The organism is Pseudomonas sp. xss_4 (genome assembly GCF_043104125.1).
Classification (GTDB): domain Bacteria; phylum Pseudomonadota; class Gammaproteobacteria; order Pseudomonadales; family Pseudomonadaceae; genus Aquipseudomonas; species Aquipseudomonas parafulva_B.
Map to the genome: position 1 here is coordinate 126,645 of NZ_JBICKJ010000038.1, position 21,037 is coordinate 147,681.

The following is a 21,037-nucleotide window of genomic DNA, read 5'->3' on the forward strand; positions in this document are numbered from 1 at the left end:
TGCTCGCATCATCAACTGCGCCTGTTCGAGTCGGCGGCGGCGCTCGCCAGCAGCAGGCCCACCTGTTCGACCAGCGCGGCCAATGCGAAGGGCTTGCACATCACCGCACCTCTGCGCGACATGGCGATGCCCTGTTGATCAGCGTAGCCAGTGATGTAGAGCAGGGCTGCCGAGTCGGGCAGGGCGGTTTCCAGCTGCTTGCCACTGACTCTCCCTGGCAAACCGATGTCGCTAATCAACAGCGATGGCTGCAGGCCGGCCCTTAACGCTTTCAAGGCCTGCGAGCCCTCGGTGAAGACGCGCACCTCCATCCCTTGATCAATGAGCAGTTCCTCTATCACCAGCCGCAATGTGTCTTCGTCCTCCACCAGCATGACCAGATGCTTGCCCTGCTGGGGAGGGCAGAAGGGCGTTGATACCTTGTCAATGCTCGCAGCGACCTGGCCTGTATCCTTGGGTAGATAGAGGTCTACGCAGGTTCCTTGCCCCGGCGAGCTGGTGATCTTTACCTGCCCCTCGGATTGACGGATGAAGCCGTAGACCATGGGGAGCCCCAGTCCCGATCCCTGGCCGAGCGGCTTGGTGGTGAAAAACGGTTCCATGGCACGTTCTGCCACATCGCTGCTCATTCCTACGCCATTGTCACTGACAGAAATCCTGACGTAATCGCCGACAGGCAAATGCAGTCGTTCGGCCAGTGAAGGGTATACCCGCACGTCACTGTTGCGAATGATCAGCGTGCCGCCTACCGGCATGGCGTCGCGTGCATTGATGCACAGGTTGAGCAATGCGTTTTCCAGCTGGGAAGGGTCAATCTGGACAAGCCAGTGCCCAGACTTGGTGAGGTCCTGGAACTCGATGCTGGCGTGCAACGAGCTTTTGATGAGATCGTGCATGCTGGTCACCAACTCATGGACGTCGACGGTCTGCGGGCTCAGTTTCTGTTGCCGAGCGAACGCCAGCAGTCGTTGCACCAGTGTGGCCGCTCGCTTCGTATCCTGCCTGGCCAACCCCATGAGCCTGGCAGCATCCGGATAGCGACCTTCGGTTTGTCGCTGAGCGGCAACCTCCAGCGCCCCCATTATGCTGCCGAGCAAATTGTTGAAGTCATGGGAGATACCGCCGGTCAGCTGTCCGATAGCCTCCATTTTCTGGGACTGCCTTAGGGTTTCTTCCACTTGCTCAAGGCGCTGTTGTTCAGCGACGCGCTCAGTGATGTCGTAGGCGAACATGAAACCACCCTGCACGACCTGCTCGGCATCGAGCAGCGGGTTGTAGCGCACCTCGTAGTGGCGGACATTTCCTTCCAGGCCAACGGCAACGGTGTCCACGAAAGATTCACCCGTCATGATCCTTGGCCACAGCCCGTTCAGTTGCTTGACGATGTCCGGCTGGTCGGCGATGAAGTCGGGGATGTACTCACCGACCTTGGGCACCAGGCCGCGCCAGCGTTTGAGGGTTTCCTGCGCGGTGCGGTTGATCGCCAGCAGCCTGAAGTTGCAATCGGCCGCAAATACGTTGGCAACGCTGTGATCGACCAGATTGCCCAGCAGCTTGCGACTGGCAAGCTCTCTGTCCACTTGCTGCGCCAGTTCCTGGTTGAGCGCCTGCAACTGATGGATGCCAGCGTTTTCGTCGGGCCTGCCGGTGAACAGAACCAGCAATATCCGCTCGCAGGCGGGCTCGAGGCGGCTAACTTTCAAGGTCAGCCACCGGTTCGAGACTGCCAGCCGCTGCTCGAAGTGCAGGGGCACACCCGTACGCGCCACCTCGGCGAAATGTGGGAGCCATTGGTCCACTTCGTCGGGGATGGTCTGCCTTGCGGTCAAACCTACCTCTTTAAAATGGAGGGTGTGGCGGGCACAAGCCGCGTTGTACATCAGGTAGCGATAGTCATTGAGTTGGCCGTGCTCATCCTCGAGCACTTGCAGGACGCACAGGCCTTCATCGATTTGCTCGACGACGGCGTCATAGGCAGCAGCTTTCAGGCGCAGCTGCTCGTGCTCGGCCTCGAGCTCAAGCAGCCTGGCCTGTAGCGCTGCGCGGTCATCCAGAGGCGTTTGTGATGTCATGCGGGCGATTCGGCTTGGAAATTTCGACAACTATAGCCGTGCGCGCATGAAGGGTTGAACGCAGACCTCAGAAAGAGCGAATTATCCGCCCCAGGGTGGCCATTGCCTGCTCGGCTGCTTCGTTCCAAGGGCTGCCATAGTTGAGCCGGATGCAGTTGCCGAAGCGTCGGGTGGGCGAGAAGATCGGCCCCGGGGCAATGCTGATGCCTTGCGCCAGGGCCATGTGGAACAGCTTCAGCGCGTCCATCTGTTGCGGTAACTCCAGCCAGAGGAAGTACCCCCCTGACGGTTGACTGACCCGTGTCTGTGCCGGGAAGTGACGCCCGATCGCCGCCAGCATATTGGCTTGCTGGCCTTCGAGTGCATAACGCAACTTGCGCAGGTGGCGATCGTAGCCACCGTGCTGGAGGTAGTCGGCGATGGCAGCCTGGGCGGGCATCGAGGCGCAGAGCGAGGTCATGAGCTTCAACCGCTCGACCTTCTGCGCAAACCGCCCTGCGGCGACCCAGCCGATGCGGTAGCCCGGGGCGAGGCTCTTGGCGAAGGAGCCGCAGTGCATGACCAGGCCCTGGGTATCGAATGCCTTCGCAGGCTTGGGTGCCTGCTGGGCGTAGTAGAGCTCGGCGTAGACATCGTCTTCAATAAGGGGCACTTGGTGGCGTGTCACCAGCTCGACCAACGCCTGCTTCTTGGCCTCCGGCATGCTGGCGCCGACCGGGTTCTGGAACGTGGTCATGCACCACACCGCCTTGACCGGGTGCTTTTGCAGCGTTTGGGCCAGCACCTCCAGGTCCATGCCCTCGCGGGGATGCACGGGAATTTCCACGGCTTTGAGTTTGAGCCGCTCCAGTATCTGCAGGCAAGCATAGAACGCGGGCGCTTCGATTGCGACCAGGTCACCTGGCTGGGTGACAGCCTGAAGACAAAGGTTCAGGGCCTCAAGTGCGCCGTTGGTGATCAGCAGCTCTTCCATCGGCAGCATCAGTCCGCCGACCATGTAGCGCAGGGCAATCTGCCGACGCAGTTGCGGGTTGCCGGGCGACAGGTCGGTGACCGCCACACGAGGGTCCATGGCACGGCTGGCGCTGGCCAGTGACCGGGACAGGCGCTGCAGAGGGAATAGCGAGGGACTGGGGAAGGCCGAACCGAAGGGTACCGTGTTGGGGTCCTTGATCGAATCAAGGATGGAAAAAACCAGGGCACTGACGTCCACATCAGTGGACTCGCTGATCGGGTGCAGCGCTTGGGGCTCGCTGAATTGACGAGTGGCGTGGGCATTGACGAAGTAGCCCGAGCGCGGCCGGGCGCGAATCAGTCCACGCCGTTCCAGCAGGTAATACGCCTGGAAAACCGTGGAGGGGCTGACCCCATGGGTCTGGCTGGCGTACCGCACGGAGGGCACGCGTTCACCAGGGCCCAGTACGCCGGAGCGGATGAGTTCGGCGATGTCGTCGGCGAAGCGTTCGTAACGTTTCATTGTGGCCTTCTGTCGAAGCCTGGCAGGCAAGGGAAGAGGAGTGTAGGCGTCATCGGTTCATGGGCGCCACGAAGCGGCTGTGCGCCACGCTGCGCACCGACGCGTCGTCGCGTTCGCTGATTTCGAATGCAAGCGGCACCGAGCTGCTTTCGGGTCGGTCGGCCAGCATCGCCACCGACACCGGAGTTTCGCTCATTTCGCCGGCCGATACGGTAAGCGCCATCTGCCCCTGGAGGGTAAAGCCCTCGGCATCGAGCAACCGCAGCGCGTAGTGTTGAGTGTGCTCGGTCTTGTTGATCACCTTGAGCAGGTAGATGTTCTCGATCTGACCCAGTGCATTTTCGCGGAACAGACCACGGTCCTTGATCACATCCAGCGATACCATCGGCCGCAGGTACAACGCCACGCACAATGCACCGATCATCACCAGCAGTGCTGCGGCGTAACCGAGCAGGCGTGGTCGTAGCCAATGCGTAGTACCCCCTTGCAGGCTGTGTTCTGACTTGTACCCGATCAGCCCACGTCTGTAGCCCATCTTGTCCATCACACCGTCGCAGGCATCGATACAGGCGGCGCAGCCGATGCAGGCCATTTGCAAACCGTCGCGAATGTCGATGCCGGTAGGGCATACCTGAACGCACAACGTGCAGTCGATACAGTCACCCAGGCCCTGGGCGCGGGCGTCGCTGCCTTTCTTGCGCGCGCCACGTGCCTCGCCACGGCGCGGATCGTAAGCCACGGCCAGGGTGTCCTTGTCGAACATCACGCTCTGGAACCGGGCATAGGGGCACATGTGCAGGCAGACCGCTTCGCGCAGCAAGCCGGCATTGAAGTAGGTGGCGGCTGTGAAGAACAACACCCAGAACAGCGCAACGCCGCCCAGTTGAAGTGTGAGCAGTTCGGATGCCAGCGGACGAATGGGTGTGAAGTAACCAACGAAGGTCACGCCGGTGACCAGGCCTATGGCCAGCCACAGCGAATGCTTGGTGAGGCGTCTGGCGGCCTTGTCGAGACTCCAGGGCGCTGCGGCCAGCTTGATGCGTTGGTTGCGGTCGCCTTCGGTGATTTTTTCGCACCACATGAATAACCAGGTCCAGGTGCTTTGCGGGCAGCTGTAACCGCACCAGACCCGCCCGGCGTAGACTGTGATGGCGAACAAGCCGAACGCACAGATGATCAGCAGCGCCGAGAGCAGAATGAAGTCCTGTGGCCAGAAGGTCGCGCCAAAGATGTGGAACTTGCTGTTGCCCAGGTCCCACAGCACCGCCTGGCGACCGTTCCAGTTCAGCCAGGCAGTGCCGAAGAACAGGGCAAACAGGGCCCCGGCGAAACCGATGCGCAGCGTGCGGTACACCCCGCTGAAACTGCGCGTGTGGATGGCGGCGTCGCCGACACGGCGGGAAGGGTTGGCAGGGACAGTGGCAATCACTGAATAAGGCGTTCTGTCGGTCATGGCTCCGTGCTCAACTAGCCTGGATCAGGCATGTGCACTATGGCCGTCAGTCTGCTATCAGCACAGGCTCAGCCTTGGCGATAAAAACCATATCAGTTGAGGTGCAGGCCGTGCAGCCCCTTATATGATCAAGCCTGGCGCGGTGTTCTTAAGATGCCTGCGGCTATCGACCGCACCGGCCACCGTGAGCGCATCGGCCTCGATTTCGGTGATCGGCGTGTGCATTGCACCCAGTACCGCGACTGACATGCGCAGTCGCTCGTCGGTCACGATTTCGATGTCACAAGCGGCGCCTTCGAGACGCTGCTGGTCGTTGATGAGCGTGCAGCGTTGGGTTTGAGCATCGATTTCGACTGGCATGACACGTCTCCTGATGTGAATTCGAACGGTTGACCGCAGGGTATTGAGCATCGTTGCACCCCCTTGGCTCAACGGCACTTTGCAGAGGCTCTTGGGGTCCATGAAGGTGAACAGGGAATGCAGGGCCCGGTGGTGTGGGCAGCTGTGCAGCCCATCGCCGGCAACCAGGATCTCGCACAAGGGCCGTGGTGGATGTGTTGGCACTTGGGGCAAGCATGGCCCCACGACCTAGGCACCTGACGTTTGCCAAGCACTCAGCCTTTGGAGAGAACGTACAGGATGGAAACTATCTGGCACGCCATCCAGATCGAATTCGCGGATGTGACCGATGCGCACGAGGTCACACGCATTCTAATTCGCTTGTTGATGGCATCGCTGCTCGGCGCGGTTTTGGGGTTCGAACGCGAACACCGGGGCAAATCCGCCGGGGTGCGCACCCACATGCTGGTGTCGCTCGGTGCTGCCCTGTTCGTGTTGGCGCCCAGCATGGCAGGCGCCGACGAACAGGCCCTTAGCCGCGTGATCCAGGGCATCGTCGCCGGCATCGGTTTTCTCGGAGCAGGCACCATCTTGAAAGGCAACGGACGGGACACCAGCCACGTGAAAGGGTTGACCACCGCCGCTGGCCTTTGGATGACCGCTGCCATAGGCACTGCCGCTGGGATGGGCCGGGAAGCCACTGCATTGATAAGTACGGTGCTCGCGCTGCTGGTATTGGGCACGATGCCGCTGCTGGTGGAGAAGGCCGAGGGCAAGCACGAGGAAAAACAGAAGGAGGAGGGGTAAGCACTAAGGGGAGCCGAAGCTCCCCCCAAAGCGTTGCTGCTTGCTCTTTTTATTCTTGGGGCTGGCCTGTTGTTGTTTTTGTCAGCCTGCCCTGGTGGTGCAAGGCCCCCATGCGGGGCCAAGAGCAAACGTATTTTTTTGAGCGCTGACCGACCTTCATCACGCATGATCCGAGTTGGCCGCCGCTACCTTGAGGTAGTTTTATTGTTCTGTGCCAATTCGCGGGGCTTGCCCCAGGAATGCGGGTCGACTCCAAAAAAATCTGCTTGCTACGCCTCTGCCGTGTTGTTCTTGTTCTGTCAGAGCCGTTCTCTATTATTTTTATTAAGTGACGCTTTGTTGTTCTTGTTATGCAAGAGATATAGCAGGTCCCGTGCCAGTTTTGAAAAACCCTTTTAAATCAATGGCATGAAGAAATTCATGAAAGCAGGGCGTCGGAAAAACCTCACTGGATGTTTCCGGGATACCCGTATCTGGCTTCGTCGCCAAGCGAGCGGTAACACTTCACCCACATTGTTGTGACACCTTGATGACCTAGCGCGCCTGTCGCGCACGTGCAACGCGCGATCCATTGGCCCTTCCCAGCACCGTGCTGATGCGCTGCCCAGCCTCGATCAAGCGCTCCAGGTCGATACCGGTCTCGATGCCCAACCCATCAAGCAGGTAAACGACATCTTCGGTCGCGACGTTACCGGTCGCGCCCTTGGCATAGGGGCAGCCACCCAAACCCGCCACCGAGCTGTCGAAGGTGCTGATGCCTTCAAGAAGGCTCGCATATACGTTGGCCAGGGCTTGGCCATAAGTATCGTGGAAGTGCCCCGCCAATTGCGCGCGGGGAACATGGGCCGCTATCACCTCGAACAAGCGTCGAACGTCACCAGCAGTACCGGTACCGATGGTATCGCCCAGCGACACTTCGTAGCAGCCCATCTGGTGCAGGGCACGCGCCACCGGCAGTACCTGCTCTGCACGGACCGGGCCCTCGTACGGGCAGCCGAGCACACAGGATACGTACCCACGCACCCGCACACCCTGGGCTCGCGCGGCCTCGATGATGGGTTCGAAACGACTCAGGCTTTGCGAGATGGAACAGTTGATATTGCGCTGCGAGAATGCCTCGGACGCGGCGGCGAATACCGCCACCTCCTTGACGCCCGCCGCCGCGGCATCTTCGAAGCCGCGCAGATTGGGCGCCAGCGCTGCGTAGGTGACGCCCGGACGCTGGTCGATACTGGCGAACACCTCGGCCGAACCGGCCATTTGCGGCACCCACTTGGGTGAAACGAAACTGCCCACTTCGATGTAGGCAAGGCCAGCCGCTGTGAGGTCGTCCACCAGCCGCACCTTGTCGGCGACACTGATGGGCTGGGCTTCGTTCTGCAGCCCGTCGCGAGGGCCAACTTCTACCAGACGAACTTTTTCAGGCAAGGACATGATGAGGTTCCTGTAACGGTCAACCGTGGTCTTTATTGGCAAGCGTGCACGCCAGGGCCTGTTCACAGCGCTCCTGGGCAGTGTCCAGCTCAAGCTGCATCTGGTGGATGTCGAGCATTTGCTGTTCCAGTTGGGCGCGCCGCTCGGCGATCTTGGCGAGCATGCTGTTCAGTTGCTTGAGGTTGCCGCCCGAAGGGTCGTACAGCTCGATCAACTCACGGCACTCTGCCAGCGAGAAGCCGATGCGCTTGCCACGCAGGATAAGTTTGAGGCTGACCTTGTCCCGCGCCGAATAGATGCGCTCAAGGCCGCGTCGCTCGGGGCGCAGCAGCCCTTGCTCTTCGTAAAAACGAATGGCGCGCGTGGTGATGTCCAGCTCACGGGACAGGTCGGAAATACTGTAGGTCTGGGTACTCATACCAGGGCTCTGGGCAGGATATGCCGCCATCCTGAAGCGTGCTTTACGTATACGTCAAGGTGGGCGACTGGAATCGAACCGCGCCACAACCGCGTGACCGTTGGTGGTCCCGTGCGTCGCAGTCGCGTTATCCTCGCCCAGCCTGAACGCTCAACAAAAGCGTCAGTGCACTTTTCGATTCGACAGCCTCGCATCTGTGCTAGGCCCAACGCAGGAAGCGGCTGCATGAACCCTCTCTTTCTATCCGTCAGCGCGCTGTGCCTGAGCCTGTCCTGTAACCTGGCCCAGGCCAGGCAAGCGCTGCCCGTAGCACCCGAACTTGGCTCCGGTTATCGCGCAGGCTTGCAGCCGGTGGCGGCCAAACGGCACATGGCCGCGGCCGCCAACCCGCTGGCCAGTCAGGCTGGACAACGCATCCTGCGCGCCGGGGGCAGTGCGCTGGATGCGGCAATTGCGATGCAACTGGTGCTGACACTCGTCGAGCCTCAGTCGAGTGGAATCGGCGGCGGCGCATTCATCCTCCACTGGGACGGGAAAAGGACCCAGGCATTCGATGGCCGGGAAACGGCGCCGTCGCAGGTGACCGAACGCCTGTTCCTCGACGACAAGGGGGCACCCATGCCATTTAGGTCAGCACAGATTGGCGGACGAGCCGTGGGGGTGCCGGGTGTATTGCGGGCCCTGGAATTGGCGCACAAGCAGCACGGCGTGCTGCCCTGGCAAGCGTTGTTTCAACCCGCCATCGAACTGGCCCGCACCGGGTTCCCAGTCTCTGCAAGGCTGCATGCGCTGCTGAAAGCCGACCCCTTCGTGGCTCGCTCGCCCAGTATGGCCGGCTATTTCCTGGACACGACGGGGCGCCCGCTTGCAGTAGGCACACGGCTGCGTAATCCCGAACTTGCCGACACGCTTGAGCAGATCGCGCAACACGGCGCGCAGGCGTTTTACAACGGCGAGGTTGCGCAAGCCATGGTGGCGGCCGTCCAAAACCACACCAACCCAGGTTATCTGTCCGCCGATGACCTGAAGCAGTACCGGGCCAGCGAGCGTGAACCTGTCTGCGGACCCTACAAAGCTTGGCAGATTTGTGGCATGCCCCCTCCTTCATCCGGGGGCGTGGCGGTACTGCAGACCTTGGGAATACTGGAGGCATTGCAACGCAGGTCGGCCAGGGACGATCTGGCGCACCTGGCACCCGTCCCCTCGGCCACTGCTGCCACCCTGGAGGCGCCAGCACGCGCCGTGCACCTGGTCGCCGAGGCCGAGCGACTGGCTTATGCCGATCGCGCCCAGTACCTGGCCGACAGTGACTATGTACCCGTTCCGCTCAAGGGCCTGCTCGACCCGGGCTACCTGGCACAGCGTGCCAGTCAGGTGGGTGAGCGCAGCATGAACAAGGCCATCCCTGGCCATCCGAGCGGTGCGCTGTTGACCCTTGCGCCTGACCGATCGCCACCGCGGATAGCCACCTCCCACCTAAGCGCCATTGATGATCGCGGCAATGCCGTGGCCATGACCACCTCGGTGGAGGGCGCATTCGGCTCGCACCTGATGGTCAAAGGGTTCTTGCTCAATAACCAGCTGACCGATTTTTCGTTCGTGCCCCAGGAGCAGGGCAGGCCAGTGGCCAATCGCGTTCAACCGGGCAAGCGGCCCCTGTCAGCCATGGCGCCTACGCTGGTGTTCTCCCGGGACCATGGGGAATTGGTAGCCAGCCTTGGCTCACCCGGCGGCTCGCAGATCATCGGTTACGTCAACAAGGCGCTCATCGCGTTGCTGGACTGGCGGCTGGACCCCCAGCAAGCCGCCGGGCTGCCCAATTTTGGCAGCCGCAACGGTGCAACCGAGGTGGAATCAGGGCTGACCAGCGCTGCACTGATTCGCAAGCTCAAGGCGTGGGGCCACACCGTGACGCCGATGGATATGACCAGCGGCCTGCAAGTCATTCAGCGGGACGGGACAGGCTGGTTGGGCGGGGCGGACCCACGCCGTGAAGGTGTAGCACTGGGAGATTGAAGCCAGCGTTGCGAGCTACCCAGGTGCGTGCTAGAAAACGGTCCTCCCATTCATTTGTCGAATACTTGCATGTCTCATAACGTGAAATCGAATAGGGCCTTGTTCGACCTGGACCTTCTGCGTGCCATCGTCGTGGTGGCCGACTGCGGCAGTTTCACCACGGCTGCCGCGCGCTTGCATTCGACCCAGTCCACCATCAGCCAGAAAGTCCGGCGCCTGGAAGACATGGTAGGGCACCGTCTACTGGTACGTGGCAACCGCGACGTGCTCCCGACCGACGCCGGGCAGACGCTGCTCGGGTACGCCCGGCATATGCTGGCCCTGAATGATCAGATGCTCGAAGCCTTGGCCGGTGCCATGGTCGGCTTCACGGTGCGCCTGGGTGTACCCGAGGACTTTGTGGGTGGATCGACCACCCATGCCCTGTCGGCCTTTAGTCGGCTCAATCCGCAGGTAAAGCTGGAGGTCACCAGCGGGCTGTGCCGGGACCTGAGCCAGGCCTACGACAATGGCGAGCTGGACCTGGTATTGCTCAAACAACGGCGCAACAGCCGCGAAGGGGTCGCCTGTTGGCCCGAGCGGCTGCAATGGATCGACAGCGCGCGCCTGCCTGCCTTTGAACTGGACCCGGTGCCATTGGTGACCTTTCCGCCGCGGGGCTTGTACCGCGAAGACATGATCACTGCCATCGAGCGCAGTGGCAGGCGCTGGCGCATCAGTTTCACCAGTTCGAGCTTGAGCGGCATCCAGGCCGCTGTCGCCGATGGCATGGGCATCAGCCTGCTACCGCCGCGCGCGGCCACTGCAGAGCATCGCGTACTGGGCGCCGAGCAGGGGCTGGGCGAAATCGACAGCTATGAGATCGTCATCGTGCACCGTCCAACCGCCGATCCGACGGTCAAGGCCCTGGCAGAGGTGCTCAAGCAACTGTTGGCCGGTGGCAGTCTTTAAGTGTTTCAGGCTGTGGCACAAGGGAATGACTGCGCGATGATGCAGTCCCATGCACAACGCGGGTATGACGTCCGCCTTCACCACGCCATGGAGAACCTTATGAAAGCAGTTGTAATCGCTGCGCTGCTGGCCACTACCGGCCTGGCCCAAGCCGCCCAGACCGTCGAGCTCAAGCTGGCAGGCCCCGATGGCCCAGGCAAGTCGATCGGCACCATCAGCATCGAGCAGAACAAGTACGGAACGCTGCTTACCCCGGACCTCAAGGACCTGCCGCCCGGTGTGCACGGCTTCCACCTGCACCAGAATCCGTCCTGCGCTCCTGCGCAGGATGCGGGCAAAGCCGTGCCAGCAGGCGGGGCGGGGGGGCACTGGGACCCGCAATCGACCAACGCGCATAAAGGCCCTTACGATGACAGCGGCCACCGCGGCGACCTGCCGGCGCTGTATGTAGGTGCCGATGGCAAGGCGACGTATCCGGTACTGGCACCGCGCCTGAAGGCTGAAGACTTCAAAGGCCACGCACTGATGGTGCACGCAGGCGGCGATAACCACAGCGATCACCCCGAGAAGTTGGGTGGCGGTGGCGCTCGCATGGCGTGTGGGGTGGTTGAGTAACAGCGATTTGGCGCACCCTGGCGGGTGCGCCTTGGAGACCGGCGAGCAGTCTTCTGTGCTCAGCGCTTGGGGTTGAGCGTCAAGTGCACGTGACGGTTCACGTCTTTGTACAGCAGGTAACTGAAGTTGCCAGGGCCGCCGGCATAGCAGGCCTGTGGGCAGAAGGCCCGCAGCCACATGAAATCACCGGCCTCGACTTCGACCCAGTCCTGATTCAGGCGGTAGACCGCCTTGCCTTCCAGCACATAAAGCCCGTGCTCCATGACATGGGTTTCAGCAAACGGTATGACCCCACCTGGCTGGAAAGTGACGATATTGACGTGCATGTCATGGCGCATGTCAGCCATGTCGACGAAGCGGGTGGTTTTCCAGCGGCCTTCGGTGCCTGGCATTTCGATCACGGTAGCGTTGTCGCGGTGGGTCACGAACGAAGACGGTACGTCCAGCCCTTCGACCTTCTGGTAGTGCTTGCGCAGCCAGTGGAAGGTGACATTGGCCTGGCTGTTGTTGCGCAGGCTCCATTCGGCGCCAGGCGCGAGAAACGCATAACCCCCTGGCACCAGTGTGTGGTGCTGACCCTCGACGGTAATGTCCAGCTCGCCTTCGACGATAAACAGCACGGCTTCGGCGTTGGGGTCCAGTTCAGGCCGTTCGCTCCCGCCTTCGGGCGCCACCTCGACGATGTACTGGGAGAACGTTTCGGCGAACCCTGTCAGCGGCCGGGCGATGACCCACATGCGCATCTTGTCCCAGAAGGGCAAGTGACTGGTGACGATGTCACGCATCACGCCCTTGGGAATGACCGCGTAGGCTTCGGTGAACATGGCACGGTCGGTCAGCAGCTCGGTTTGAGCCGGGTGGCCGCCGTGGGGCGCGAAATAGGCGTGGTTCGACATGAATGCTCTCGACTTGTTGTTCTATCCCCATGCCGTGGGCCGCACCGGCCGGTGCGGTGCAGGGGACGTGGGCACAGGATAGGGTGGCGCGCCGAACATCTACAAATTAAATGTTGGAATACCCAGTATTTGGTTGCTGAATGCTCACGCGGCTGCCGACATGGTGCGCCGTTAGCCGGTTTCCTTTGCCGAACAACTTGTGGCGCAAGGTGCCATCGACGTACCCGCGGGGATAGCGGCCACGGCGCTGCAGTTCGGGAACCAGCAACTCCACGACATGGGCCAGGTCGTCAGGTTGGACGGCATACGTGAGGTTGAACCCATCGATACCGGTTTGATCGACCCACGCCTCCAACTGGTCGGCGACTTCACTTGGCGTACCGATCAGGACGGGGCCGCGTCCTCCTAGCCCGATGAATTGCGCCGCCTCGCGCACGGTCCATTGACGGCTAGGGTCCGCCGCCGTGAAGGCTGCCAAGGCTGCACGGCCCGCATCGTTTTCCACGTACTGGATTGGCGCGTCAGGGTCCAGGCCATCCAGGTCGATTCCGGTCCAACCTGACAGCAGTGTCAGGGCTGCTTCGATGTCGACGAAACTGCGGTATTGGTCAAAGCGTGCCTGAGCCTGCTCGTGAGTGGGCGCGACGATCAGCAACGCCTGGGCATAGATCAGCACCTCGTCACGTGCGCGTCCCGCCGCTTCGCTGGCCTGACGCACGCCATCGGCGTAGCGCCGCAGAACCGTGGGTGTCGGCCCGCTGATGAACACGCATTCGGCATGCTTGGCGGCGAACTGCTGACCGCGCGCCGACGCGCCTGCCTGAAACAGCACGGGGGTGCGTTGCGGCGATGGCTGGCAGAGGTGCATGCCGGGTACCTGGAAGTGCGCGCCGGCGTGGCCGATGGGGTGCACACGGGTTGGCTCGACGTAGCGGCCCGTTTCACGGTCCAGCACCAGGGCATCGTCGTCCCAGCTCTTTTCCCAGAGTTTGTAGAGCACCTGCAGATACTCCTCGGCCAAGTCATAGCGCAGGTCATGCCCCAGTTGTCGGTCGAGCCCCAGGTTACGCGCGGCACTGTCCAGGTAGCCGGTGACGATATTCCAGCCCACGCGCCCGTCACTGAGGTGGTCGAGTGTGGACATGCGCCGTGCAAAGGGATAGGGGTGCTCGTAAGTCAGCGAGAAGGTGACCCCGAAGCCCAGGTGCTCGGTCACAGCGGCCATGGCGGGGACCAACAGCATCGGATCGTTCACCGGCACCTGGACGCCGCCGCGCAAGGCCGGGTGCGGGCTGCCTTGATAGACGTCATAGATGCCCATGACATCGGCAATGAACAGTGCGTCGAACAAACCGCGTTCGAGTCGCCTGGCCAGGTCGGTCCAGTAAGCCAGGCGGTTGAAATCGGTGCTGGTGTTGCGCGGGTGGCGCCACAAGCCAGGCGATTGATGGCTGGCAGCGTTCATGCTGAAGGCGTTGAAGCGTATAGGGCGGGGCATGTTGAGCTGGCCTCAAGGCAGCACGGAAGCAGGGTAAACCGCTTCGGCTACGTTCAGTTTGCGGGGGATCAGGCCAAGCCCTTGGAAGGTGTCGGCCAGCTTCTGTTGTTCGGCAACGATCTCTGGGGTCACTGGCACAGCGTTGTAGTTGCGTCGTTGACTTGCTACTTCCAGAACATCGGCGTTGATGCCAAGCTGCGGCGCCAGCAAGGCGGCGACGTCGCCGGGTTTGTCATTGGCCCACTGGCTGGCTTTGGCCAGTTCGCTGAAGAATATTCTGAGCAACGCCTTATGGCTGTCCGCGAAGCGGGCGGTGGACAGGTAGAAGGTGCGGTTGTTGGTCAAGCCGGTCCCGTCACGCAGGTTTTTCAGCCCTGGCTGCCGCTCGGCTGCAGCCAGGAATGGGTCCCACAGTGTGGCGGCCTGAACGCTGCCTGACTGCAGCGCGGCTATCGCGTCGGCTGCGTTATTGACGTAGGCCGGGGTGATGTCCTGGTAATTCAGGCCTGCCTGTTGCAAGGCGACGGCCAGCAAGTACTGGGCATTCCATCCCCGGCCAGTGGCCACGCGCTTGCCCTTCAGATCCTGCACATCGTTCAGAGGGTCCTGCTGGCGCACCACCAGGCCGATCCCACGCGGATAAGGCTGTTCAGCGGCCAGGTAGACCACGGGTTTGCCGGCCGCCTGGGCGAACACCGAAGGCGCATCGGCCGCGTGTCCCACGTCGATGGCACCGGTACTCAGTGCCTCGAGCAACTGTGGGCCGGCGGCAAACTCATGCCAGCTGACCCTCACCCCTTGCGGGGCAAGGGCTTTTTCCAGTGCGCCGCTGCCTTTGAGGATGTTGAGGCTGTTGAATTTCTGGTATCCGATGCGCAGGGTGCTGTTTTCTTGCGCCTGCGCCGGTGCGGCTATCAGCAGGGCCCCGGCAAGCGAGGCCAGTAGTGCTCCCAGTGCTCGCCGGCGTAGTGATGAAAAGAGAGAGTGGGGCATGGCGCGATCCTTGATATGCGATGAGTGGGAGCACCAGAACATAAGCACCTGACCGCGCTGCTTCAAATTCTTTATTACTAATTATTAGACTTTTTAGTTATTTTTATATCCTTTTGTTTTGTAATCAGGTGTCTGCTTCCGACATTTTTTTCACATCCCCTTGCTAGCATTCCTTGCAGAATCAAGGAGTTCTCCATGCCCACCTTTCTGCGTAAACCCATCACCCGCATCGTGCTCACCGCTACCACCGGCCTTGTAATGGCAACGCTCGGATTTTTCGCCTGGCAAAGCTTCTACCCCGTGCAGGCCGCTTCGGGTTGGCAGGTGGAGGTCGCGCACCGCAACGTGGACAAGGCTGCGTCGCTGCTTCCCCAGGCCGACGGCAGTCTCCTGGTAAGCCAGGAGCTGGACGATGGTCGGGGCAGTATTCTCAAGATTGCACCCGACGGTGAGCGCGAAGTGCTCGTGGACCAGCTGTCCAAGCCCGACGGCATGGTGGCGGCCAGAGGTGGCTGGGTCTTCAGCCAGGAAGGTGGCCTGGCGCCGGTGAGTCTGGCTGTCGATGGCCAGGTCACACCGCTTTTCGACGGTATTGCGGTGCAGGGCCTTTGGAACGAGGGCAACCACCTTTATGCCATCGAAGACCGCAAGGGTGATGGCCGCTTGCTGCGCTATGACTGGCGCAGCGGCCAGGTGGACGTGCTGCGTTCGGGCCTGACCGAAGCTGAAGGGTTGACCCGATGCGGGGATGGCCGGCTGCTGTACACCGAGAAAGCCGACGGGCAGATACGGGCGTTGTCCAAGGATGGCAAGGACCCTGTGGTGTTCGATAGCCTCAAGAACCCCACATTCCTGTTTTGTGACCAGCGTGGTCTTTGGATCAGTGAAGACAACACGCACCGGGCACGGCTGCTGCGCATAAAGCCCGATGGGACTCGCCAGACCGTGCTGTCGTTTCTCAAGGCGCCGCAGTCCATCGTGGCCGATGGCAGCGGCGGTTACTGGCTTGCAGAAGGCGGGCGGGATCGCGTGCTGCACTTGACCCCTCCTTCGAAGCAGCCCGCTGCTGCGTCAGACTGACGCCACAAAAGCGCGAGCAGGTTCAATCCCCCAAGCGCTGCTCGCGCGATGGGGGATAACCGAAATAGGCGGCGTAGCATTTACTGAAGTGCGACACCGAGACGAAGCCGCACGCCAGCGCCACCTCCATCACCGAGAGATCGGAGTACTGCAGCAGGCGGCGACTTTTGGTGATGCGAAGTTCCATGTAGTAGCGCCGTGGAGAGGTGCCGAGCTGCGCCTGGAACAGGCGGTCTATCTGGCGGCGAGAGCGGCCGCTGTAAGCCGCCAACTGGTCCAGGCTGAGGGTTTCCTCAAGGTTGTTTTCCATCAGCTCGACGATGGTGCGCAGGTGCAGACTCATCGACTTCTTGGCCCCGGGGCCCACTTGCCGATAGCGAGCGCCCGAGAAGGACAGAATCTCCTCGACGCCCTCTGCCAGACCGTCACCGTACAGCCGTCGTACCAGTCCCAGCATCAATTCCATCGCCCCGTTCGGGCTGGCGGCGCTCAGTCGGTCCCGGTCGAGGGTGAAGCTTGCGGGCGTGATACGCGTCTGCGGGCTGCGCTCGGCGAGGCTGGCACGTTGTTCGGGGTGAACGCTGCAGCCGTAGTCATCCAGCGCTCCGGCGCGGCCAAGAAACCATGCGCCATTCCACAGGCCGCCCAAGGCCATGCCGTGAGATGCGCAGTCCTGAAGCAAGCGGTCGAGCTCAGGATATTTGAGCGGCGTACGCAAACCGCCGCAGACCACGAGCAAGTCCAAGTGCTTGAGGGCGGTTGCCGAAAGCTCGGTCGTGATCAACTCTAGCCCCAGGTCACTGAGCACACGGTCACCGGCAAGCGACAAGGGCGTGAATTGGAAGCTGTCCGCGCGCAGAAGATTAGCCGTGACCAGCACGTCCATGGCCACGGTGAAGCTGGCCATGGAGAAGTGTTCGAGCAAAACGAAGTCGACCCGATAGGGCGCCTCTACGCTGGCACTGCTGGTCTTTAATCGCAGCATGTTGCTGGTGCTGCTCTTTTTGCTGAACTGACGGGGTGTGGACACGCTGGACTCCGCTTCCTGGCTTCGCACCAAAGTGTGGCCGGTGCCCCTACGAAAGACAATCGGCAGGGTGGCTGTCGCCAATGTGCAGGTCGTGTTCAGGCATGCGCTAGGCGTCGGCCTGGGGCAGGCGGGTTGGATACACGCTGGCGCCGTTCAAATCGAACGGAACCCTGGGCGTCTTCGGTGAATCAATAGGGTAAGTGCCAATGGGAGGAAGCTCATGGAAATCGGAACGATTTGGTTCGTGGTGGCAATCATCTTGATTTTGCTGGAGATCTGGGCGATCTGGCACATCATGGGCAGCGATCGGCGCGCCGAGCGCAAGATGCTGTGGATTGTGTTCGTCGTGTGGGCACCGTTCCCTGGCCTGCCGATCTGGGCCTGGCGCGGGCCCCGCGCAGTCAAGGGCAAGGCAGTACTGGAAGAGAAGTGATTGCGCGCCAGGCGCGGGGGCGTCTGGCAGTCTCGCGGGTGTAGCCGCATAAATCATGTCCAAGGGCCGCTTCCGGCCCTTGACCTCAGGTTTGCTTGAGGTTGGATACTCGGCGCTCATTCCCTGAACCGAGCGCCCAAACCATGCACACCACCGCTTTTGAACTGAGCAACCCTCAATCTCTGTATGACCCCAATGGCAACGGATACTCCCATGTGGCCGACGTGCGCTCAGGGAGCAGGCTGCTTTTCATCGCGGGTCAGGGTGGGGAGCAGGCCAGTGGGGCTCTATCCCCTGTTTTCGCCGATCAGGCGCGCCAGGCCCTTGCCAACCTGGAGCTGGCCTTGTCCAGCAAAGGGGCGGGCCTTGAGCATGTCTGCAAGCTCACCCTACTGATCGTCGACCATAGCCAGGCGCGGCTCCAGCAATGGGTGGAAGCTGTGGACCACGCGTGGGGCCAGGCCCTCAAGCCTACCTGTACGCTCATACCGGTCCCACGCCTGGCCCTGGACGGGATGCTCATCGAGGTGGATGCCGTGGCGGCGCTGCCTGTCTCCTCCCAAGGTAGGTAGCGCCATCGACTGGCTGTGTAGTAAATCTCTGCTCAGGTTTGCGCCTTCCTGCGCGATAAGCACAGCGGTTCTCAGAGGTGACCACACCATGAGCACGACCTCATCTCCGATCGAACGGCCGTTGCTGGGCACCTGGTTCTGGCCGGCCATGTTCAGCTTGATGGCCTTCGCTGCCAACTCGGTTTTTTGCCGGCTGGCGCTCAAGGATGGCGCCGTCGACGCTATCAGCTTCACCGCGCTGCGCCTGGGCAGCGGCGCCTTGTGCCTGTGGTGGCTGGTACGGCTGCGCAGTCCCTGCTCAGGCGCTGCCGGCAGTTGGCGAGGTGGCTTGGCGTTATTTTGCTACGCCTTTCTGTTCTCCGTCGCCTACCTTGATTTGAATGCAGGGGTAGGGGCATTGCTCTTGTTTGGCGCTGTGCAGCTGACCATGTTCGGCATGGCGTTGCTGCGTGGGGAACGGATCAGCCTGCGCACGTTGTCAGGCATGCTGATGGCTTTTTCAGGCCTGATCGTGTTGCTGCTGCCTGGCAGCCACGCACCTACACTGACGAGCGCCTTGCTGATGGTAGTCGCGGGTATAGCGTGGGGGATCTACACCTTGCTGGGGCAGGGATCACCTCGGCCGCTGGCCGACACGGCGGGCAACTTCATTCGCAGCGTGCCCTTCCTAGCCGTGTGTGCGCCGCTGATGGTTCTCGGTGCCGAGCTGCGGTTCTCGATGGCCGGCGTGTTCTTTGCAGTGTGCTCTGGGGTTTTGGCATCGGCGGCAGGTTACGCCGTCTGGTACAGCGTGGTGCGGCGCATCAGCGCGCAACAAGCCGCCACGTTGCAACTGAGCGTGCCGGTGATCGCCGCGTTGGGTGGAATGCTCGTGATCGGCGAGACATTGTCGCTACGTGCCATGGCTGCCTGCGCGATTGTCCTGGGCGGGGTGGCCATCGCTGTCACTGCCCCCCGTCCACGGGCGCCGACACAGGCTTGAGGTGGCAGTGGCCGGCAAAGGCTGAGCGTGAGCAGGCTTGCCTAGAAGAAACTGCGCTGGGCCTTGAGGGTTACCACGCTCTCGCAATAGGTGTTGATCCCCGAATAAGCATCGCAGCCGCCACCGGTCAGGTTCGAGTCGCTGTAGATCAGGTTCAGGTCCAGGCCTAACCAGGGGCGCGACAGCTGCATGGACCAGTCGGAGAAACCGTTGACCTGGCTGCCGTCGCCGATCGTGAATGGGGTGCCGAGCCGATGATGGGCCAGCTTGACCGTCAGGTCGGCGTTGAGCAGGGGGACTTGCCCGAAATCGGCATACAGGGTGCCGATCCGGTTGCTTGGGTTGTCTCGCAAGGCCCCGCCGAATCGGCTGCCCATTATGGAAATACCCCCATACAGTGCATGGCTCTCTGCACCTGCGATGTTGGGTTGGCTGTAGTGGATCACGCCGATCTCGTAACCCAGGGTACTGTCGAAGTGATGCTTGTAGCCGACGTAGTTGTCGACCCGCAGGGTGGACCCTGGCGCCACGCCCATGCTGGGTGTGTATTGCCCCACGTACCAACCACTGGTGTGACTGAAATCCAGGCCGCCGTGAAAGGCGCCGGTAGCGGCTGGGGAAATAAGCCCCTGGGCCATGCTGCGAGTAGGCGTCGTACTGAGGGTGAAGTCAAAGTCGCCCACTTCACGTTTGATCTGCTGGGCCAGGAGCGTGGGGCTCAACAGCAGGGCTGCGCTCAGCACTAGAAGGGGCCTGATCATGGTCGGCTTCCTGAAGGGCTTGCAGTAGAGCCTTGAAGGATACCGGGCCTGGCGCGCGGAGGAAACCTTGTTGCCTGCTCGGGCACGCAATGGCCTGTTTCGACGTGCAAAAAAAGGCGCGCCCCCTGAGGAGCGCGCCTTCGAGATCATGCAGTGTGAATGATCAGGCCACTTTGACGATCCAGCCTGCCGGAGCCTCGATGTCGCCGCTCTGAATGCCGGTCAATTCGTTGTAGAGCTTCTGGGTAACGGGGCCGACCTTCTCCAGGTCATGGAAAACATGCAGCTTGCCGTTGTACTCGATGCCGCCGATGGGAGTGATCACCGCCGCAGTGCCGCAGGCACCTGCCTCGACGAAGCGATCCAGCTGGCTGATTTCCACATCCCCTTCGATAACGGTCAGGCCCAGGCGAGACTGCGCCAGCTCCATCAGGGACAGGCGGGTAATACCCGGCAGCACCGAAGCCGACTTGGGCGTTACGAACTCGTTATTGGCCGTGATGCCGAAGAAGTTGGCCGAACCTACTTCCTCGATCTTGGAATGGGTCAACGGGTCCAGATAGATGGCATCGGCGAAGTTGGCCTTTTTCGCCTCATAGCCTGGTTGCAGGCTGGCGGCATAGTTACCACCCACCTTGGCAGCGCCGGTCCCTTGCGGAGCCGCGCGGTCGAAGCTGGAGATCTGGAAGTTGTGAGGCTTCATGCCGCCTTTGAAGTACGAGCCTACCGGGATGGCGAAGACGGAAAAGATGAACTCCGGCGCAGTGCGCACGCCAATGTTGTCACCCGTGCCGATGACGAATGGGCGCAAGTACAGGGCGCCTTTGCCGTGGGGGGGCACGAAGCGCTCGTTGGCCTTGACGACCTGCTTGCAGGCTTCGATGAACACGTCGGTGGGCACGTGGGGCATGAGCAGGCGCGCACAGCTGCGCTGCATGCGGGCGGCATTCTGGTCAGGGCGGAACAGGTTGATCGAGCCATCCTTGCAACGGTAGGCCTTCAGGCCTTCGAAGCACTGCTGGCCGTAATGCAGGGCCGTGGAGCCTTCGCTGATATGCAGCACGTTGTCTTCGGTCAGGGTGCCTTCATCCCACGCGCCATCGCGCCAGACAGACAGATAGCGTTTATCGGTCTTGATGTAGTCGAAGCCGAGCTTGTCCCAGTTAATGCTTTCGTTGCTCATGACACCCTCGTTGTCTTGCAAGTGCCC

At 61.6% G+C, this 21,037-nt stretch carries 20 protein-coding genes; 8 read left to right on the top strand and 12 right to left on the bottom strand.

All coding sequences use genetic code 11. The features are described from left to right. Positions 1–11 precede the first annotated feature (11 nt). From ACF8GB_RS07570 to ACF8GB_RS07585, 4 genes are all read right to left on the bottom strand, one after another. Entirely contained in the window at positions 12–1,655 is a 1,644-nt protein-coding gene (locus tag ACF8GB_RS07570) for an ATP-binding protein (RefSeq protein WP_392475653.1), read from the bottom strand. A 484-nt stretch (positions 1,656–2,139) separates the two neighbouring features. Then, positions 2,140–3,549, bottom strand: coding sequence for a GntR family transcriptional regulator MpaR (gene mapR / locus ACF8GB_RS07575; RefSeq protein ID WP_058605418.1), 1,410 nt, complete (start codon positions 3,547–3,549; stop codon positions 2,140–2,142). Positions 3,550–3,598: 49 nt separating this feature from the next. Beyond that, entirely contained in the window at positions 3,599–5,002 is a 1,404-nt protein-coding gene (ccoG, locus tag ACF8GB_RS07580) for a cytochrome c oxidase accessory protein CcoG (protein ID WP_392526780.1), read from the bottom strand. Between the two features lie 120 nt (positions 5,003–5,122). Next, entirely contained in the window at positions 5,123–5,362 is a 240-nt protein-coding gene (locus ACF8GB_RS07585; protein ID WP_392526781.1) for a DUF3203 family protein, read from the bottom strand. 279 nt (positions 5,363–5,641) lie between these two features. Between ACF8GB_RS07585 and ACF8GB_RS07590 the strand changes: the two genes are divergently transcribed. Next, positions 5,642–6,148, top strand: coding sequence for an MgtC/SapB family protein (locus ACF8GB_RS07590; protein ID WP_058638309.1), 507 nt, complete (start codon positions 5,642–5,644; stop codon positions 6,146–6,148). 534 nt (positions 6,149–6,682) lie between these two features. Here the strand turns inward: ACF8GB_RS07590 and ACF8GB_RS07595 are convergent. Both ACF8GB_RS07595 and ACF8GB_RS07600 read right to left on the bottom strand, forming a co-directional pair. Further along, positions 6,683–7,582 carry a hydroxymethylglutaryl-CoA lyase gene (locus tag ACF8GB_RS07595; RefSeq protein ID WP_058638308.1) on the bottom strand — a complete coding sequence of 300 codons (900 nt, stop codon included), beginning with the start codon at positions 7,580–7,582 and terminating at the stop codon, positions 6,683–6,685. 19 nt (positions 7,583–7,601) lie between these two features. Beyond that, complete coding sequence (locus tag ACF8GB_RS07600; protein WP_028687491.1) at positions 7,602–8,000, bottom strand: MerR family DNA-binding transcriptional regulator; 399 nt, start codon at positions 7,998–8,000, stop codon at positions 7,602–7,604. Positions 8,001–8,225: 225 nt separating this feature from the next. Between ACF8GB_RS07600 and ggt the strand changes: the two genes are divergently transcribed. The 3 genes from ggt to sodC all read left to right on the top strand — a co-directional run bounded on the left by ggt (position 8,226) and on the right by sodC (position 11,582). Then, the gene (ggt, locus tag ACF8GB_RS07605) at positions 8,226–10,016 is read left to right on the top strand and encodes a gamma-glutamyltransferase (protein ID WP_392526782.1); all 1,791 of its coding nucleotides are present in this window, start codon (positions 8,226–8,228) and stop codon (positions 10,014–10,016) included. 69 nt (positions 10,017–10,085) lie between these two features. After that, positions 10,086–10,967 carry a LysR substrate-binding domain-containing protein gene (locus tag ACF8GB_RS07610; RefSeq protein ID WP_058638306.1) on the top strand — a complete coding sequence of 294 codons (882 nt, stop codon included), beginning with the start codon at positions 10,086–10,088 and terminating at the stop codon, positions 10,965–10,967. Positions 10,968–11,066: 99 nt separating this feature from the next. Beyond that, positions 11,067–11,582, top strand: a complete 516-nt coding sequence (gene sodC, locus ACF8GB_RS07615; protein ID WP_078478550.1) for a superoxide dismutase family protein — start codon at positions 11,067–11,069, stop codon at positions 11,580–11,582. Between the two features lie 59 nt (positions 11,583–11,641). Here the strand turns inward: sodC and ACF8GB_RS07620 are convergent, their stop codons facing one another. The 3 genes from ACF8GB_RS07620 to ACF8GB_RS07630 all read right to left on the bottom strand — a co-directional run bounded on the left by ACF8GB_RS07620 (position 11,642) and on the right by ACF8GB_RS07630 (position 14,969). Next, positions 11,642–12,478 carry a bifunctional allantoicase/(S)-ureidoglycine aminohydrolase gene (locus ACF8GB_RS07620; RefSeq protein WP_058605425.1) on the bottom strand — a complete coding sequence of 279 codons (837 nt, stop codon included), beginning with the start codon at positions 12,476–12,478 and terminating at the stop codon, positions 11,642–11,644. A 106-nt stretch (positions 12,479–12,584) separates the two neighbouring features. Beyond that, positions 12,585–13,976 carry an LLM class flavin-dependent oxidoreductase gene (locus ACF8GB_RS07625; RefSeq protein WP_078478551.1) on the bottom strand — a complete coding sequence of 464 codons (1,392 nt, stop codon included), beginning with the start codon at positions 13,974–13,976 and terminating at the stop codon, positions 12,585–12,587. 12 nt (positions 13,977–13,988) lie between these two features. Continuing rightward, positions 13,989–14,969: an aliphatic sulfonate ABC transporter substrate-binding protein gene (locus ACF8GB_RS07630; RefSeq protein WP_197844059.1), complete on the bottom strand. Its 981-nt coding sequence runs from the start codon at positions 14,967–14,969 to the stop codon at positions 13,989–13,991. A gap of 195 nt (positions 14,970–15,164) precedes the next feature. Here ACF8GB_RS07630 and ACF8GB_RS07635 point away from each other — a divergent pair, with 195 nt between their 5' ends. Next, positions 15,165–16,049: a hypothetical protein gene (locus tag ACF8GB_RS07635; RefSeq protein WP_197844060.1), complete on the top strand. Its 885-nt coding sequence runs from the start codon at positions 15,165–15,167 to the stop codon at positions 16,047–16,049. Between the two features lie 22 nt (positions 16,050–16,071). On the opposite strand, the gene ACF8GB_RS07640 is transcribed toward ACF8GB_RS07635, so the two are convergent. Next, on the bottom strand, positions 16,072–17,079 hold the full coding sequence (locus tag ACF8GB_RS07640; RefSeq protein WP_058638302.1) for a GlxA family transcriptional regulator: 1,008 nt from the start codon (positions 17,077–17,079) through the stop codon (positions 16,072–16,074). Between the two features lie 220 nt (positions 17,080–17,299). Between ACF8GB_RS07640 and ACF8GB_RS07645 the strand changes: the two genes are divergently transcribed. The 3 genes from ACF8GB_RS07645 to ACF8GB_RS07655 all read left to right on the top strand — a co-directional run bounded on the left by ACF8GB_RS07645 (position 17,300) and on the right by ACF8GB_RS07655 (position 19,066). After that, positions 17,300–17,512: a PLDc N-terminal domain-containing protein gene (locus tag ACF8GB_RS07645; RefSeq protein WP_023535666.1), complete on the top strand. Its 213-nt coding sequence runs from the start codon at positions 17,300–17,302 to the stop codon at positions 17,510–17,512. Positions 17,513–17,655: 143 nt separating this feature from the next. Next, a complete protein-coding gene (locus ACF8GB_RS07650; protein WP_326383718.1) occupies positions 17,656–18,084 on the top strand; it encodes a RidA family protein in 429 nt (142 codons plus the stop codon). Positions 18,085–18,172: 88 nt separating this feature from the next. Further along, positions 18,173–19,066 (top strand): DMT family transporter, encoded by an 894-nt coding sequence (locus ACF8GB_RS07655; RefSeq protein WP_326383717.1) that lies wholly within the window; start codon positions 18,173–18,175, stop codon positions 19,064–19,066. A gap of 41 nt (positions 19,067–19,107) precedes the next feature. On the opposite strand, the gene ACF8GB_RS07660 is transcribed toward ACF8GB_RS07655, so the two are convergent. Continuing rightward, positions 19,108–19,827 (bottom strand): TorF family putative porin, encoded by a 720-nt coding sequence (locus tag ACF8GB_RS07660; protein ID WP_058638299.1) that lies wholly within the window; start codon positions 19,825–19,827, stop codon positions 19,108–19,110. Positions 19,828–19,990: 163 nt separating this feature from the next. Continuing rightward, the gene (locus tag ACF8GB_RS07665) at positions 19,991–21,031 is read right to left on the bottom strand and encodes a branched-chain amino acid aminotransferase (protein WP_256674249.1); all 1,041 of its coding nucleotides are present in this window, start codon (positions 21,029–21,031) and stop codon (positions 19,991–19,993) included. Positions 21,032–21,037 lie beyond the last annotated feature (6 nt).